Source organism: Acidovorax sp. SUPP1855 (assembly GCF_030158955.1).
Lineage (GTDB): Bacteria > Pseudomonadota > Gammaproteobacteria > Burkholderiales > Burkholderiaceae_C > Paracidovorax.
In genome coordinates this window covers 17484-32615 of the sequence record NZ_BQXI01000032.1, presented here as the reverse complement: position 1 = coordinate 32615, position 15132 = coordinate 17484, and the positions used below count along the sequence as shown (strand labels likewise).

Annotated in this window: 13 protein-coding genes; 4 read left to right on the top strand and 9 right to left on the bottom strand. The window is 69.8% G+C overall.

Translation table 11 applies throughout. The annotated features are described in order from the left end of the window. Positions 1 to 4: 4 nt before the first annotated feature. Together AVMA1855_RS21845 and AVMA1855_RS21840 are read right to left on the bottom strand one after the other, a co-directional pair. Complete coding sequence (locus tag AVMA1855_RS21845) at positions 5 to 1609, bottom strand: carboxyl transferase domain-containing protein (protein ID WP_272565326.1); 1605 nt, start codon at positions 1607 to 1609, stop codon at positions 5 to 7. Further along, positions 1606 to 3345 (bottom strand): AMP-binding protein, encoded by a 1740-nt coding sequence (locus AVMA1855_RS21840; protein ID WP_284427296.1) that lies wholly within the window; start codon positions 3343 to 3345, stop codon positions 1606 to 1608. The genes AVMA1855_RS21845 and AVMA1855_RS21840 overlap by 4 nt, the downstream gene beginning before the upstream one ends. A 141-nt stretch (positions 3346 to 3486) precedes the next feature. Between AVMA1855_RS21840 and AVMA1855_RS21835 the strand changes: the two genes are divergently transcribed. Continuing rightward, on the top strand, positions 3487 to 4545 hold the full coding sequence (locus AVMA1855_RS21835) for an AraC family transcriptional regulator (RefSeq protein ID WP_284427295.1): 1059 nt from the start codon (positions 3487 to 3489) through the stop codon (positions 4543 to 4545). A 19-nt stretch (positions 4546 to 4564) separates the two neighbouring features. Here AVMA1855_RS21835 and AVMA1855_RS21830 read toward each other — a convergent pair whose 3' ends face one another. From AVMA1855_RS21830 to AVMA1855_RS21820, 3 genes are all read right to left on the bottom strand, one after another. Beyond that, positions 4565 to 5767, bottom strand: coding sequence for a hypothetical protein (locus AVMA1855_RS21830; RefSeq protein ID WP_284427294.1), 1203 nt, complete (start codon positions 5765 to 5767; stop codon positions 4565 to 4567). Between the two features lie 203 nt (positions 5768 to 5970). Beyond that, positions 5971 to 6654: an HAD family hydrolase gene (locus AVMA1855_RS21825; protein WP_284427293.1), complete on the bottom strand. Its 684-nt coding sequence runs from the start codon at positions 6652 to 6654 to the stop codon at positions 5971 to 5973. Positions 6655 to 6808: 154 nt separating this feature from the next. Further along, the gene (locus AVMA1855_RS21820) at positions 6809 to 7879 is read right to left on the bottom strand and encodes a hypothetical protein (protein ID WP_284427292.1); all 1071 of its coding nucleotides are present in this window, start codon (positions 7877 to 7879) and stop codon (positions 6809 to 6811) included. Positions 7880 to 8161: 282 nt separating this feature from the next. Between AVMA1855_RS21820 and AVMA1855_RS21815 the strand changes: the two genes are divergently transcribed. Then, positions 8162 to 8863 (top strand): LuxR C-terminal-related transcriptional regulator, encoded by a 702-nt coding sequence (locus tag AVMA1855_RS21815; protein WP_284427291.1) that lies wholly within the window; start codon positions 8162 to 8164, stop codon positions 8861 to 8863. 25 nt (positions 8864 to 8888) lie between these two features. Here the strand turns inward: AVMA1855_RS21815 and AVMA1855_RS21810 are convergent, their stop codons facing one another. Genes AVMA1855_RS21810 through AVMA1855_RS21800 form a run of 3 tightly spaced genes read right to left on the bottom strand, consistent with a single transcriptional unit; the run spans position 8889 to position 11945 of the window. Continuing rightward, positions 8889 to 10763 (bottom strand): ATP-binding response regulator, encoded by a 1875-nt coding sequence (locus tag AVMA1855_RS21810; RefSeq protein WP_284427290.1) that lies wholly within the window; start codon positions 10761 to 10763, stop codon positions 8889 to 8891. Between the two features lie 10 nt (positions 10764 to 10773). Then, on the bottom strand, positions 10774 to 11241 hold the full coding sequence (locus AVMA1855_RS21805) for a YchJ family protein (protein ID WP_502870363.1): 468 nt from the start codon (positions 11239 to 11241) through the stop codon (positions 10774 to 10776). Beyond that, on the bottom strand, positions 11238 to 11945 hold the full coding sequence (locus AVMA1855_RS21800; protein WP_284427288.1) for a DUF4197 domain-containing protein: 708 nt from the start codon (positions 11943 to 11945) through the stop codon (positions 11238 to 11240). Before AVMA1855_RS21800 ends, AVMA1855_RS21805 begins: the two co-directional genes overlap by 4 nt. Before the next feature lie 119 nt (positions 11946 to 12064). Here AVMA1855_RS21800 and AVMA1855_RS21795 point away from each other — a divergent pair, with 119 nt between their 5' ends. Together AVMA1855_RS21795 and pepE are read left to right on the top strand one after the other, a co-directional pair. Next, a complete protein-coding gene (locus AVMA1855_RS21795; RefSeq protein ID WP_272565338.1) occupies positions 12065 to 12544 on the top strand; it encodes a DUF421 domain-containing protein in 480 nt (159 codons plus the stop codon). A gap of 134 nt (positions 12545 to 12678) precedes the next feature. Then, positions 12679 to 13401, top strand: a complete 723-nt coding sequence (pepE, locus tag AVMA1855_RS21790; protein WP_284427287.1) for a dipeptidase PepE — start codon at positions 12679 to 12681, stop codon at positions 13399 to 13401. Between the two features lie 52 nt (positions 13402 to 13453). Here pepE and AVMA1855_RS21785 read toward each other — a convergent pair whose 3' ends face one another. Continuing rightward, positions 13454 to 14749 (bottom strand): hypothetical protein, encoded by a 1296-nt coding sequence (locus tag AVMA1855_RS21785; protein ID WP_284427286.1) that lies wholly within the window; start codon positions 14747 to 14749, stop codon positions 13454 to 13456. Between the last annotated feature and the right edge of the window lie 383 nt (positions 14750 to 15132).

Sequence of the window (15132 nt, the reverse complement as noted above, 5' to 3'; positions counted from 1 at the left end):
GAGGTCACATGCGGAACAGGCCGAACTTCGTGTCTTCGATGGGCGCATTGCGCGTGGCCGACAGGCCCAGCGCCAGTACGCGGCGCGTGTCGGCGGGGTCGATCACGCCGTCGTCCCACAGCCGCGCGGTGGCGTAGTAGGGGTGGCCCTGGCTCTCGTACTGCTGGCGGATGGGGGCCTTGAAGGCTTCCTCCTCCTCGGCACTCCACTGGCCGCCCTTGCCCTCGATGCCGTCGCGCTTGACGGTGGCGAGCACGCTCGCGGCCTGGTCGCCGCCCATGACGGAGATGCGCGCGTTGGGCCACATCCACAGGAAGCGCGGCGAATACGCCCGCCCGCACATGCCGTAGTTGCCCGCGCCAAAACTGCCGCCGATGACGATGGTGAACTTGGGCACGGCGGCGGTGGCCACGGCGGTGACCATCTTGGCGCCGTTGCGCGCGATGCCCTCGTTCTCGTACTTGCGGCCCACCATGAAGCCGGTGATGTTCTGCAGGAACACCAGCGGGATCTTGCGCTGGCAGCACAGCTCGATAAAGTGCGCGCCCTTCAGCGCGGACTCGCTGAACAGGATGCCGTTGTTGGCGATGATGCCCACGGGCATGCCCTCGATGCGCGCGAAGCCCGTGACCAGCGTGGTGCCGTAGCGCGCCTTGAACTCGTCGAACTCGCTGCCGTCGACGATGCGGGCGATGATCTCGCGCACGTCGAAGGGCTTGCGCGTGTCCACCGGAATCACGCCGTACAGCTCATCCGCTATGAATTTAGGAGCAACAGAGGCATGCAATTCCCCGGCATGGGCCTTGTTTCTATTCAAATTGCGCACCGCGTTGCGGGCCAGCTGCAGCGCGTGCAGGTCGTTTTGCGCCAGATGGTCGGCCACGCCGGACAGGCGCGTGTGCACGTCGCCGCCGCCCAGGTCCTCGGCCGTCACGACCTCGCCCGTGGCCGCCTTCACCAGCGGCGGGCCGCCCAGGAAGATGGTGCCCTGGTTCTTGACGATGATGGATTCGTCGCTCATGGCCGGCACGTAGGCGCCGCCGGCGGTGCACGAGCCCATCACCACGGCGATCTGCGCTATGCCCTGCGCGCTCATGTGCGCCTGGTTGTAGAAGATGCGGCCGAAGTGGTCGCGGTCGGGAAACACTTCGTCCTGGTTGGGCAGGTTGGCGCCGCCGGAATCCACCAGGTAGATGCACGGCAGGTGGTTCTGCGCGGCCACCTCCTGCGCGCGCAGGTGCTTCTTCACCGTCATGGGGTAGTAGGTGCCGCCCTTCACCGTGGCGTCGTTGCACACCACCATGCAGTCCACGCCGCTCACGCGGCCGATGCCGGCGATCAGCCCGGCGCCGGGCGCGTCGTTGTTGTACATGTTGAGCGCGGCCAGGGGCGCCAGTTCGAGGAACGGCGTGCCGGGGTCCAGCAGCATCTGCACGCGTTCGCGCGGCAGCAGCTTGCCGCGGGCGGTGTGCTTGGCGCGGGCGGCTTCGCCGCCGCCCTGGGCCACCTGGGCGGTGCGGGCGCGCAGGTCATCGACCAGGGCGCGCATGGCGGCGGCATTGGCCAGGAAGTCGGCCGAGCGGGCATTGAGTTGGGATTCGAGGATCATGCGGTGGTGCTTTCCTGCAGGCCGAGCTGTTCTTTCATGGCGTCGCGGATCTTGAATTTCTGGATCTTGCCGGTCACCGTCATCGGGAACTCGGCGACGAATCGGATGTAGCGCGGCACCTTGTAGTGCGCGATCTGCCCCTTGCAGAACGCGCGGATGTCGTCCTCGGTGGGCGCGGCCGTGCCGGGCTTGGGAATGATCCAGGCGCACAGCTCTTCGCCGTAGCGGGCATCGGGCACGCCCACCACCTGCACGTCCTGCACCTGCGGGTGGCGGTAGAGAAACTCCTCGATCTCGCGCGGGTACACGTTCTCGCCGCCGCGGATCACCATGTCCTTGATGCGGCCGACGATGTTCACATAACCCTCGGCGTCCATGGTGGCCAGGTCGCCGGTGTGCATCCAGCCCGCATCGTCGATGGCCTCGCGGGTCCTGGCCGGGTCGTCCCAGTAGCCGTGCATGACCGAGTAGCCGCGCGTGCACAGCTCGCCGCGCTCACCCACGGGCACCACGGCGCCGGATTCGGGGTCGATGATCTGGATCTCCAGGTGCGGCTGCACCTGGCCCACGGTGGACACGCGCTTGTCCAGCGGCGTCTCGGTGCTGCTCTGGCAGCTGACCGGGCTGGTTTCGGTCATGCCGTAGGCGATGGTGATCTCCGACAGGTGCATGTCGCTCACTACGCGCTTCATCACCTCGATGGGGCACGGCGAGCCGGCCATGATGCCGGTGCGCAGCGTGGACAGGTCGAACTCGGCGAAGCGCGGGTGGTCCAGCTCGGCGATGAACATCGTGGGCACGCCGTGCAGGCCGGTGCAGCGCTCGGCCTGCACCGTCTCCAGCACCTTGAGCGGATCGAAGCCGTCGCTCGGGTACACGATGGCCGCGCCGTGCGTGAGACAGGCCAGGTTGCCCAGCACCATGCCGAAGCAGTGGTACAGCGGCACGGGAATGCACAGCCGGTCCTCGGGGGTGAGCCGCATGCACTCGCCGATGAAGAACCCGTTGTTCAGGATGTTGCGGTGCGTGAGCGTGGCGCCCTTCGGAAAGCCCGTGGTGCCGCTCGTGAACTGGATGTTGATGGGGTCGTCGGCGTCCAGCGTGGCGGCCACGGCATCGATGCGCGCATCCTGCGCGTCGCCGCGCGCCATCAGTTCGGAAAACCGCAGCAGGCCGGGCGAGTCGTCGCCGCCCGCCGCGTCTCCCGGCGCGCCGTCGATCCACACCACCGTGCGCAGCTGCGGCAGCCGGTCGGACTGCAGTGCGCCGGGCGTGCCGGCGGCCCACTGCGGCGCCAGTTCGCGCAGCATGCCCAGGTAGTCGCTGGTCTTGAAGCGCGCCATCGTCACCAGCGCCTTGCAGCCGACCTTGTTGAGCGCGTATTCCACCTCCGAGGTGCGGTAGGCGGGGTTGATGTTGACCAGCACCAGGCCCACCTGCGCGGTGGCCAGCTGCATGAGCACCCATTCGGCGTTGTTGTGCGACCAGATGCCCACCCGGTCGCCCGGGTTCAGGTCCAGCCCCAGCAGCGCGCTGGCCAGGCGGCGCACCTCGGCATGCAGCTGGCCGTAGGTGTAGCGCAGGCCCTGGTGCACGCTCACCAGCGCCTCGCGGTCCGGCTGGCGCTGCGCCATCGCGCTGAAAAAGGTGCCGATCGTCTGCTCGATCAGGGGCACCGCCGTGCTGCCGCGCGCGAAGGCGGAAGTCAACGGGGCGGTCGGGCTCACTGGGTCCATGGCAATGTCTCCTCGTGTGGCACGCCCCCGGCCCGGCCGGGAACGGCGATGGGCCGCAGCATACGCCCGCCCGGGCCCGGACCGCATGACAGATGGGGTCACAAAGGTTGCAATATGCGCCACGCAAGGCAAACTCCCCCCATGCCCGAATCCGCCACCGCCCTGCCCCGCACCGCCCCCCATGCACCCACCGCCGCCACGCCCATGGCCTTCGTGCGGGCCATCCTGCAGGCCTACACCCAGCGCGGCATGGATGCCTCGGCCGTGCTGCAGCAGGCACAAATCACGCCATCGGACATCGCGCATCCGCAGGGGCGCATCACGGCGCTGCAGATGGAGCAGCTCTCCGACGGCGCCATGCGCGAACTGGACGACGAGGCCCTGGGCTGGTTCGGCCGGCGCCTGCCCTGGGGCAGCTACGGCATGCTGGCGCGGGCCTCGATCAGCGCGCCGCACCTGGGCCTGGCCCTGCAGCGCTGGTGCCGCCACCACGGCCTGCTGACCGACGACATCGCCCTGCACCTGACCACGGACGGCGCCACCGCCACGCTGGCGATCACCGAACACCGCGACCTGGGCACGCTGCGCGAGTTCTGCCTGGTCTCGATGCTGCGCAACGCGCTGGGGCTGGCCTGCTGGCTCATCGATTCGCGCCTGCCGCTGCAGGGCGCGGATTTTCCCTTCGCGCCGCCGCCGCATCAGGCGGCCTATCCGCTGCTGTTCGCCGGCCCCATCGCCTTCCGTGCGCCGCATGCCGCGCTGCGCTTCGATGCGCGCTACCTGGCAATGCCGCTGCAGCGCGACGAGAACGCGCTGCGCACCATGCTGCAGCGCGCGCTGCCCCTGACCGTGCGCCAGTACCGGCGCGACCGCCTGCTGGTGCAGCGCGTGCGGCAGGCGCTGGCAGCCGACACCGGCACGCTGCAGGGCGCGGACGCGCTGGCCGAGCGGCTGCACCTGTCGCCGCGCACGCTGCACCGCCAGCTCAAGGAAGAAGGCGCATCGCTGCAGGCGCTGAAGGACGAGGTGCGCCAGCACCGCGCCATCGAATGGCTGCACCGCACCGACCGGCCGATCAAGCAGGTGGCGCAGGCCGCGGGCTTCCTCAACGAAAAGAGCTTCATCCGCGCGTTTCGGGGCTGGACGGGGCAGTCCCCCGCCGCGTTCCGCCGCGCGGCCCGGCTCGCGGGCGGGGGTTGATCCGGCCAGGGCCTGCGACCTATGCCTTACCGGTGGTGGCCTCGTCCGCAATGGGGCGCACGAACAGCTTGGCATAGCTGCGCAAGGTGCCCGATTGCGACAGGTCGTCGGTGATGAACGCCCGGTACTTGGCGCTCAATGCGTCGCCCGACGCGCCACTGCCGTGGTTCACCTGATCGAGAAAATCCTGCCGCATCTGCTGCAGTTGCACGTGCGACATGCCGCGGTCCTTCAGCGCCTGGAACGCCGCCTCCCGCTTCATCCCGGCGAGGGCGATGGGCTTGGCTCCTGCGGCCGCGGGCACCGCCGCCGGCGCTTGCTGCACCTTGGCGGAGGGCTTCGGCGCCTCCTGCCGCCCGGCGCCCGCATTCGGCCGGGGACCTGCATTCGGCCGGGGCTCCGCCTGCGGCCGGGGACCGTTGTCTGGCTTGGGGCCGGCATCCGCCTTGGCACCTCCGGCGTCCGCTTTCGGCGGAGGCGGCAAAGCCGTCAGAAAATCCACCACACCGGCCGTGTCGTTCAATAGCAACTGCTTCAGTTCCGGCTCGGTGAAGTTCTCGCGCAGCCGCTGCCAGTTCTCGGCACGAATTTCGGGGCCCTTGCCCTGGGCATGCCCACCCAGGATCGCCACGAGATCCTTCAGCCTCGGTGGGTCCATGCGGTCGATCTCATGCAACTGGAACACGGCCAGCACCTGGGCCGCAGGCGATTTGGGCAGTGCCGGCGCCGTCAGGAACTTCATCACGTCGGCGGTCTTCTTCAACAGCAACTGCTGCAGCTCAGGCCCTTTGAACTGGCTGCGCAGCAGCTTCCAGTTCCGAGCCAGCAGCGCGGGGTCCACGCCCAGGGTGCGCCCGCCCAAGAGCTTCGTGAACTGCTTGACCTGCATCGGGGTCATGCGGTCGACTTCGTGCAGTGGGATGCTGGACAGCACCTGCGCGACCGTCGGCTTTACCGGAACGATCGGTGGCGCGCCCGGCCGCCGGGCATGGGCGCTGGCGTGTCCCGCGAATTTTTGTGGAGCGGGCCCCCGGCGGTCGGTGGCGGTGGCGTTGTCGGCCGGGTGGCCCGCCGCCCTGCGCTGCGGCATGGGCCCCGCGCCCACGCCGGGCTTGGAGCGGCCCAGCCGTGCAGGCTCCCGGTACTCCGGAACGGCGTTGGCACCGCGTTCGGAGGTGCTATTGAAACGGGAGAAAAGGTTCTTGGGAAACTGAATCGACATGGGCGGCTCCTGAGGGAGGGCAGCAAGCGGTGCCGCGCACCACGTCCCATCCCACCGCTTCGGATCGTGGGAGCAAAAGCCCCGGACCTGCCGCGGAGGAGCGAACCCATGCCCCGTGCTGCGAAGGCGCGTCGGCATGGCCGCCCCGGTCACCCGCCCCGACGGCGCCGGCAGCCCGTGGCCGCCGTGCCGCCGCCTCTCCGTCAACCCAGCAGTTCGGGCAATTCGGCCATGTGGAGCATCACATGCGCCGCCCCGGCGGCGCGCAGCGCCTGGGCCGACCCATGCCCCACGGGCGCCGGGCTGTAGCCGACCACCGTGGCGCCCGCCGCCACGCCGGCCTGCACGCCCGTGACCGAGTCCTCCACCACCAGGCAGCGCGCCGGCGCCACGCCCAGCGCGGCAGCCGCGGCCAGGTACACATCGGGCGCGGGCTTGGTGCGGGGCATTTCGTGGCCGCTGAAGACGCGGCCCTGGAAGAACGGCGTCAGGCCCACCTTGGCCAGTTGCAGCTCCACTTTGAAGCGGTCGGCGCCCGACGCGCAGGCGATGCGCCCACCGAGCCGCGCATGCACGGCCCGCACGGCATCGGGGGCGCCGGGGATGGGGCCCAACTCGGCCTGCAGCGCGGCATTGCGGCGCGCATAGAAGTCGGCCATCCAGGCGTCGGTCAGCGGCTGGCCGGTTTCGGCCTCGATGCGCGCCGCCTCGCTGCGCACGGCCTTGCCCAGGAAGACGGCCAGGCATTCCTCGGGCGTGAGCGACCAGCCCGAGGCTTCGAGCCGGTCGCGCAGCACGCGGTGGGTGATGGGTTCGCTGTCCACGAGCACGCCGTCGCAGTCGAACAGCACGGCGTCGTAGGAAGAGGGCAGGACGGATGGGGGCATGGCAGGGTCGGGGCGGGAGCGCGCAGGATCGGCGCGAGGGTGCAGGCAGCACAGGCACTGCGTGCGATGCATCCGGCGGCGCCGAAGCCGGCGCCGCTGGAAACCAGCCCCGGAATCTACCGCATGCCTGCGGCGGCCCGGACGATGCCGGCCTTTACGGGTAGGTGATGCCCGCCAAGGGGTTGCGCATCGCGAGCGCGCCCCCGACCGAGACCGAGAACCGCGCACTCTGGCTGGTGCCGACATCGGTGACACCCACGTCGCTGTAATAGAACAGGCCCTGGGCCGCCCGCGCATTGAACTGGGACTGCAGCTGCGCCAGGCTCTGCGCACCGCTCGACGGCTCCACGCTGTAGCGGATGGCACCGCTCTGGGCCGCGCTCTTTTCGAAGATGATCGCGCTCGCGCCTGCCTGCAGCACGAAGTCCCCGATCCACAGGCGGCCTTGCCCGCCCTGCTCGTCCAGCCGCTGCCGCAATGCGTCGCCGTAGGTGGCTGGGGACGACGGCAAGCCGTCCAGGCCCACGTAGGCATAGGTATTGGCCGACGAATCCTTCATGTAGAGGTTGAAGGATTCACTGCCTGCCACCATCGGCCCCACCAGGCGAAAGCCGCGCGCGCCCTGCGCGTTGAGCTGGGCCACGAAGCCGTCGCGCGACAGCGCGGACGACATGGGCTGCCGTTCATAGGTATAGGTGAGGGACTTGGAGGTGTCCTTCACGAAGAGGCCGCGGATGCCCGATGCCGAGCCGAACGACAAAGGCGCCTTGTACGCGAAGCCGCCCGCGCCCTGCTGGTTGAGCAGCGCCAGCAGCGCGTCCGCCGTGGCGGGCTGCGCGATGGCCGCGTACTGCAGGCGCGAGCCGGCATGGGCCGTGTCCTGCAGGTAGAAGTCGCCCGATGCCTGCGCGCTGCCACCGGCATCGGCCACGAAGGTGGACACGAACGCGTAGCCCTGGGCGCCCTGAGCGTTCATGGCCGCCAGGGCGGCATCCATCGACGTGGCCGCGCTTTCCTGGCGGTATTGGCCGGTCACGCTGGCGGGGGCCGGAGCGGGCGACGGCGCCGGGGTGGGCGTGGTCGGCTCGGGCGAGGGGGCGGGTGCGGGCGTTCCCGGGGCGGTCGGCGCCGTGGGGTCGCCACTGCCGTCGCTTCCGCCGCAGGCGGCCAGCAGGGAGACGATCAAGGCCGCAGCCGTTCGGCGGGTCAGGTCCGCAGTGTTCATGTTTTGTTTCCTGAAAAGGGGTTGAACAGGTGCCCTCCCGGAAGGGAGAACACCCACGATCGCAGCGGACGCGCGTGGTCCGGCACACAAGCGCCGGCACGCCCCTGCGTCGGGGTGACTGGCATCAAAGCAACGAACGCGGACGATATCCGCCCGGTTCGGTACAACGAGCGGGTGATTTTCAGTACATTGCACCCCATGCCCTCCCCCCTTTCGGGGGGTATTTGTTACGCGGTGCACCGGTTCCGAGGGCGGGCAGCCTGCACCGGCACGGAAGTTTCCTTGAGCTTTTCTGAATCCCTGCGCCCTGGCGGCGACCACTACGGGCTGGTCGTGGACGACCACCCTCTCGTCGCGCACGGCATGGCCGCGTTCCTGCGGTTACATAAGAAACTGGACGATGCGGTGAGCGCGGGCAGCCCGCCCGAGGCCCTGCGCACCATCGCCCAACGCGGCGCCCCCGCCATCGCGCTGGTGGATTTCTGGCTGGCCGACGGGGCCACCGACCTGTTCGTGCGCGACGTGCTGGCGCTCGCGCCGTCCACCCGCGTGCTCATGGTGAGCGGCGACAGCCATCCGGCCATCGTGCTCAAGGTGCGGGCCAGCGGCGCCCATGGCTTCGTTCACAAACAGGAGGCGCCCGAGGCGCTCGCCGCCGCGGTGAGCGCGGTGCTGGACGGCGGCACCTGGTTCGACGCCGCGCCGGACAGCCCCCCGGCCGTGGCCGACACGCCGCTGGCGCGCGAGGTGCCGCTGGCTCCGTCCGACCTGGGGCTGACCCCGCGCCAGGGCGAGATCCTCGCCCTGCTGCTGCAGGGCCTGCCCAACAAGCCCATCGCCGCAGCGCTGAACGTGTCCGAGCACACCGTCAAGGAGCATGTGACGGCCATCCTGCACAAGCTGCAGGCGCGCAACCGGGTCGAAGCCATCGCCAAGCTGCGCGGCGTGCGGCTGGAAGTGCCGCCAGCGCACTACCCGCGCTGAGCCCGCGGCCGAGCCGCCCGCCCGATCACGTCGGGTCCGTGCGCGCCAGCCAGCGCGACAGCACCGCGTGCAGCGCCTGCGGCGCCAGCGGCTTGCGGAACACGAGGTAGCCGTCGTCCTCGGCCTGCACCAGCGCCGGGGCGTCGTGCTCGCCACTCACCATGGCGCCGTGCGCATGGCCGCAGCGCGCCAGCAGCGCCTGCAGCACGGCCAGGCCGCTCTCGCCCGCGCCCAGCCGGTGGTCGCACAGCACGGCATCGGGCTCGAAGCCGCCGTCCACCCGGGCCATGGCCTGCGCCCCGGTGGCCGCCCATTGCACCTGCAACCCCCACGACTGCAGCAGTTGGGACAGCGACGTGGCGATCTGCGGGTCGTCCTCCACCAGCAGGCAACGCCCCTGCAGCGAGGCCATGCGTTCGGCCCAGGGCGCCGCCGGCTGCAGCAAAGGCTCGGCCGGCAGCGGACCGTCGGGCTGCGCCGCCGGCAACTCCAGCCAGAAGCACGAGCCCCGGCCCGGCGTGGATTCGAACCCGTGCCCGGCGCCGATCAGCCCCTCCGAGCGGGCCACCACCGACAGCCCCAGGCCGTGCCCTTCGGCCTGCTGCACCTGGGCCTGATCGCTGCGGTAGAACGGCGCATAGATGCGGTGGCGGTCCTTGGGGGCCACGCCCGCACCGGTGTCCCACACCTCGATGCGCCAGCGGCCGCCCCGCCCCCGCGCCCCCAGCAGCACCCCGCCCGAGGCCGTATAGCGCAGCGCGTTCTGCGCCAGGTTGAACACCATCTGGCGCAGCAGCGCCGGGTCGCCGCGCACCGCCGCCTCGCGCTGGCGGGGCAGGCGCAGGCGCAGGTGCAGGCCGCGCAGTTCGGCGTCCGGCGCGAACACGGTGGCCACGTCGTCGAACAGGGCGCGCAGGGACACGGTCTCCTCGCGCACCGTGAAGGTGCCCGCCTCGATGCGCGACAGGTCCAGGAGCGCGTTGAACATGAAGTTCAGCGACCGCACGCAGCTCTGGACGTCCTGCAGCACGGCGTTCAGGCGAACGTCGCCGTTGCGCTGCAGGGCCGTTTCCAGCAGCAGGCCCATGGCGTGCAACGGCTGGCGCAGGTCGTGGCTGGCGGTGGCGATGAACCGGTTCTTCTCCTCCAGCGCGCGTTCGGCGGCCTCCTTGGCGGCGCGGTACTGCTCGGCCAGCTGCGCGCGCTGGCGCTCCATCTCCACCTGCTGCACCACGAAGCGGCGCGATCCCCAGGCATGGCGGCACAGCACGGCGCCGTACAGCAGCATCAGCGGCAGCAGGTAGTGCCAGCGCTGCGGGAAGTACCAGTAGATCGCCAGCGTGGGCGGCAGGTAGCTGGCCGCGAAATAGCGCCAGAAGATGACCGGCACCGGGGCGAGGAACGTCGTGGCCGACGCGATGACCGCGCACAGCACCATGTACAGGAAGAGCCGGAATTCGAGCGGGGCCGCGGACATCGTGAGAAAGACGGGCAGCGTCCACATCAGCCCCGTCCCCAGGGACAGCCACTGGAAGATGCGCTCCCATTTGGGCACGGCCACCGCATCGGGCAGCGCGGCGTCGCGCTGCAGGCCGCGGCGCAGGCGCAGCAGCCCCAGGGCCACGACCCCGAAGAGCACCCACCAGGCGATCAGCGGACCGGGCGGCGCGAAGCGGCTGTAGAACCCCACCAGCACGCCGGGGATGACCCCCGCGGCGATCTCCGAGGAGCCGCGCGAGGCCAGCGACTGCAGCAGCCGGCGGCGCACGGCCAGGTCCAGCGCCTGCCCGTCGGCCCCCTCGATCCCGCCGGCCCGGGATGCCAGCGGGCCCAGCACGTCGGGGAATGCGGGCACGGAGGCGGAAACGGGCGTCACCGCGCCGCTGGAGTGATCGGGCATGCGGCAGCGCCTAGCGGAGGTCGCCGTCCACGTAGAACCAGCGCCCGTCCTGCCGCACGAAGCGGCTCAGTTCATGCAGGCGGTGGGCACGGCCGCCGGGCATGCGCTGGCGGGCGACGAACTCGACCTCGGCGCGCTCGCCATCCAGGCGGCGGTGCGCACGCACTTCCAGGCCCAGCCAGCGCACACCCGGATCGAACGCCACCTGCGCGGGCCGGTGCGCCACCTCCCAGGTGGCGAGCAGGTAGGGCGCCTGCTCGCGCACGAAGGCGGTGTAGCGCGAGCGCATGAGGCTTTCCGCATCGGGCGCGGGGGTGGTGTCGAAGTGGTCGATGTAGCGGCCGCAGCACCCGGCGTAAGGCAAGGGCCGGCGCTGCGGCAAGGGGCCGGACGAACGGCCGCAGGGGCACGCGGCAAGGCCATCGGGCGGGGCGGGCGATCGTGGGGTGGCCGGGCTCACCGTCTCGCCCCCTGTCATTTCAGCGCCCCGAACACCTTGCGCAGGATGGCGCTGCCCGAGCCGACCGGGTCCTGGCGGATCTTCTTTTCCTCCTCGCCGATCATGAGGTACAGGCCGTCCAGGGTCTTGCCCGTGACGTACTGCGACAGGTTGGCATCTTCCTGCCGGATCAGGCCGAACCCCGCAGCCTTGCTGGCGAAGGCGTTGTACTGCTGCGTGAGCCCCACCTGCTCGATGGCGCGGTTCACCACGGGCAGGAAGCGCTCGCCCAGTGGCACCCGGGTCCTGCGCGCGAAGAACTCGGTCACCGAGGTTTCGCCACCGGCCAGGATGCCCTTGGCATCGGCCACGGTCATCGTCTGCACCGCGCCCACCAGCAGGTCGCGGCCCATCGGCACGGCCTGCTCGGCTGCGCGGTTCATGGAAGTCACCAGTTCGTCGATGCGGCGGCCCTGCCCGAAGCGGCGCATCAGCTCCGCGGCTTTTTCCAGGCGCGCCGGCAGCGCGATGCGCACCTGCGGGTTGCCCAGAAAGCCGTCGGGCCGCCCGAGCAGGGACACGGCGGCCTGCGCGCCCTGCGCCAGCGCGGCTTTCACGCCGCTGGCGGCATCGGCGCCGGACAGGTCGCCCAGCGACAACGCCAGCGCTTGGCCGCGGGCGGCCAGCAGCCCCAGGGCCAGGGCCCCGGCGCACGCGCGGTGGTGGAAGGTGCGACGCTGCATGGCGGTCCTTTGCTGCAAAAACGGAAAGCAAGAAAGCGGCCCGGCTCGGGCCCGAGGGGCGCATTCTTGCAGATGGCACACTGCACCCCGCCCATGTCGGGCGCAACTGGAGAATGGCCATGTTGGCAATGAGCGTGCCGTGGTGGGAATTCATCGTTCGCGGGGTGATCGTGTACCTCTTCCTGCTGGTCTTCCTGCGCCTGACCGGCAAGCGCCAGACCGGGCAGACCGCGCCGTTCGACCTGGTGCTGCTGCTGATCCTGTCGAACGCAGTGCAGAACTCGATGAACGCGGGCGACAACTCCCTGGTGGGCGGGCTCATCTCGGCCCTGACCCTCATCGCCTGCCATGTGCTGCTGGCCCAGCTGACCTTCCACTTCCCGCGCCTGGCGCACTTGGTGGACGGCAAGCCGGAGGTGCTGGTGCAGGGCGGCCAGGTCAACGCCGCACTCATGCGCAAGGAACTGATCTCCACCGAGGACCTCGCCGCCGCGCTGCGCGCCGGGGGCAGCCTGCACCTGCACGAGGTGGAGCGGGCCACCATCGAGACCAACGGCCAGATCACCGTGGTGCTGCGCGAGCGGGGCACAGGATCATGACAAAATAGGCCTCCAGCGCAATATCTTCTAGGGCATATAGCTACAAATTTAATAGCAAAATATGACCCAGGTCATTGCCCCCTTCTTCGTTTCCCACCACCCCACACTTCTCTGGATCCCATCGGAACACCCCCATGAATCTTCTGCTCCTGAGCAACTCCAGCAGCGACGCAGGCTATCTCACCCATGCGCTGGACTGGGTCCGCGACTGGGCCGCGCTGCCCTCCGGCCCCGATGGCGCGGACGCCGGCGAGGCGCTCTTCATTCCGTTCGCCGGCGTCACGCGCGGCTGGGACGACTACGAGGCGCTGGTGGCGCAGGCCCTGCGGCCGCTGGGCCTGAACGTGCGGTCGGTGCACCACGCGGCCGACCCGCTGGCCGCCGTGCAGAGCGCGCGCCGCATCGTGGTGGGCGGTGGCAACACCTTCGCGCTGCTCGGCCATCTGCGCCGCCAGGGCCTGCTGCCCGCGATCGCCGCCCGGGTGCGCGCCGGCGATGCGTCGTACCTGGGGTGGAGCGCGGGCTCCAACATCGCCTGCCCCACCATCCGCACCACCAATGACATGCCCATCACCGATCCCGGCGGGCTGGACGCGATGGGCCTGGTGCCGTGGCAGATCAACGCGCACTACACAGAGGCCCATCCGCCCGGCCACCGCGGCGAGACGCGGCAGGAGCGGCTGCAGGAGTTCTGTGCGCTCAACCCCGGCACCCCGGTGCTGGGCCTGCCCGAAGGCACGGGCGTGCGGGTGCGGGGCGATGCGCGCACGCTGGTAGGCGACGTGCCCGCGCGGCTGTTCCATGGCGCGGCCACACCCCGGCTGCTGAATGCGGGGCCGTTGCCCGCCGACCTCTGAACCAGGGGCGGCGTTTTGCATCGGTCGCCAAACTGGTGCGCCAGGTGGAGGGCTAGAAGACCTGGTGCTTGGTGCGCTCGCGGCCGATGTAGCTGTTTTGCGCGGTGAAGTGCGCCTGCATCGCTGGATCAGCCCATTGGGCGGGCTCGATGACCAGGCCCTGACTCTTCAGGTGCTCGACATGCAGCCTGAGGCCCTGCAGGCGAGAGACCGTGGCATCGACTTCGTCGTCGCTCAGTTGGTTGTCCAGCATCGCGTGCAGATCATCGTCATCGAGGTCATCGAGCTTGCTCGCCATCGCGGTATCGATCACCGGGGGCAGCGCCGTGCCATAGAAAGGCAGGCCACTGCGCGGCCGGATATCGGACGGACTGAGCAGGTGCTTGCCGAAGCACTGATCGTTGTCGATGCCCGTGACCTTGACGTCCCCGCTCGGTCCGACGTCAATGAAGTAGTTGTTGTCATGGCGATCGACCTGGCCCGTCAGGTGGTCCAGCAGCTGCAGCTTGGTGACCTCCGCGAAGACCGCCGGATTTTTGAACCAGTCGGCATCGGCGTTGCTCGCCTGCTTGCCGGGTGCGCGCTCCATGAGCAGGCCGAGATCGGGGTCCAATGGGCCCCGTCCGGTGTCGATCAGTGCCAACCGGGTGTCCGCGATCACATCGAGGCCGAGCTTCTTCGCGCAGGACAGGGTCGCGATGTTGCGGATGGCCACTTGCGGATCGTCCATGGGGATGCCGGACCACTTGCCCACCCAGCCTTCTTCCGTTGCCTTCAGCGGCTTGAAAACACTGTCTTGCGCAACGCCATCGGCGTTCTCGACCTTGAGCGAGAAGAGGGAAGCGAAGCTGCCCGACGTGAGGTGCTTGGGCTTTTCCAGCACCTGCGTGTCCGTGTAGGCCAACCGAGTGTCGGGCGTGATCTTCAGGTTCAGCTGCCGGTAGAGATGATCGGCCGGGTCTGCCAGCTGGCCCAGGATCTCCAGCAGCAATTCACGGTCTTCCTTCAAGACGTTCTGGCCCAAGGTGCCATCCTCGACCGCCATTCGGACCCTGTCCACCGCAACGCGGGCATCGAGCTGACCGGCTTTGGCCACCGCCATCGCATCGGCACGCACCCGCGCCACGAACGCCTCTCTGCGCCGGCCCTCCATGGGCTTTGGTGGCCCATTCAGGCGCGCGCGCCATTTGTCGGCCATCGTGACGGGGGTTTCTCGGCCCGCTCGTTCCTTCAGCCGCTTCATCGCCCGGCCGCCATGGGGCAAGGCCAAATGCAAGAGCTGGTTGCGTTCGGCTTTTTCTTGCTGCCGCGCCTGCTCGACCAGCGCACCCAATGTGGAACGGGGCACGGGGCCAGTGGCTGGCTCTGGCTGGATCTCGCTGCTGGAATGCCTCGAATGGATGGCGGGCGAGGACGGCGCCGTGACAAAAGGCGTCAGGGAAGGCGACACGGAAGGCGATGCCACGCCGGCCGGGTCAGGGGCTGCGGGCGGTTTTTCAGCCGGGGCCTTGGGCAACGCACTGCGCAAGGGCGAAAGTTGCCCGGCCAGCCCCGAGGGCCGCGTGGACGCGCTGCTCACCAATCCAGCTGGTCCCTGCAGCGCACCGCGGGAAGGCGAAGCGGGCGTGGAGGGCACGGCGTCGAAGTCGACGCGCGGCGCACCGGGGCTGGAACCCCGGGTGATACGGAACGGGCTTTCTGGCAAGGCGACTCTCTCTGCCACCCCAAATC

What these genes read in the sequence shown, in the direction of transcription:
- AVMA1855_RS21845 (WP_272565326.1), bottom strand. Translation starts at nt 1,609, where the DNA reads ATGATCCTCGAATCCCAACTCAATGCCCGCTCGGCCGACTTCCTGGCC.
- AVMA1855_RS21840 (WP_284427296.1), bottom strand. Translation starts at nt 3,345, where the DNA reads ATGGACCCAGTGAGCCCGACCGCCCCGTTGACTTCCGCCTTCGCGCGC.
- AVMA1855_RS21835 (WP_284427295.1), top strand. Translation starts at nt 3,487, where the DNA reads ATGCCCGAATCCGCCACCGCCCTGCCCCGCACCGCCCCCCATGCACCC.
- AVMA1855_RS21830 (WP_284427294.1), bottom strand. Translation starts at nt 5,767, where the DNA reads ATGTCGATTCAGTTTCCCAAGAACCTTTTCTCCCGTTTCAATAGCACC.
- AVMA1855_RS21825 (WP_284427293.1), bottom strand. Translation starts at nt 6,654, where the DNA reads ATGCCCCCATCCGTCCTGCCCTCTTCCTACGACGCCGTGCTGTTCGAC.
- AVMA1855_RS21820 (WP_284427292.1), bottom strand. Translation starts at nt 7,879, where the DNA reads ATGAACACTGCGGACCTGACCCGCCGAACGGCTGCGGCCTTGATCGTC.
- AVMA1855_RS21810 (WP_284427290.1), bottom strand. Translation starts at nt 10,763, where the DNA reads ATGCCCGATCACTCCAGCGGCGCGGTGACGCCCGTTTCCGCCTCCGTG.
- AVMA1855_RS21805 (WP_502870363.1), bottom strand. Translation starts at nt 11,241, where the DNA reads ATGACAGGGGGCGAGACGGTGAGCCCGGCCACCCCACGATCGCCCGCC.
- AVMA1855_RS21800 (WP_284427288.1), bottom strand. Translation starts at nt 11,945, where the DNA reads ATGCAGCGTCGCACCTTCCACCACCGCGCGTGCGCCGGGGCCCTGGCC.
- AVMA1855_RS21795 (WP_272565338.1), top strand. Translation starts at nt 12,065, where the DNA reads ATGTTGGCAATGAGCGTGCCGTGGTGGGAATTCATCGTTCGCGGGGTG.
- pepE (WP_284427287.1), top strand. Translation starts at nt 12,679, where the DNA reads ATGAATCTTCTGCTCCTGAGCAACTCCAGCAGCGACGCAGGCTATCTC.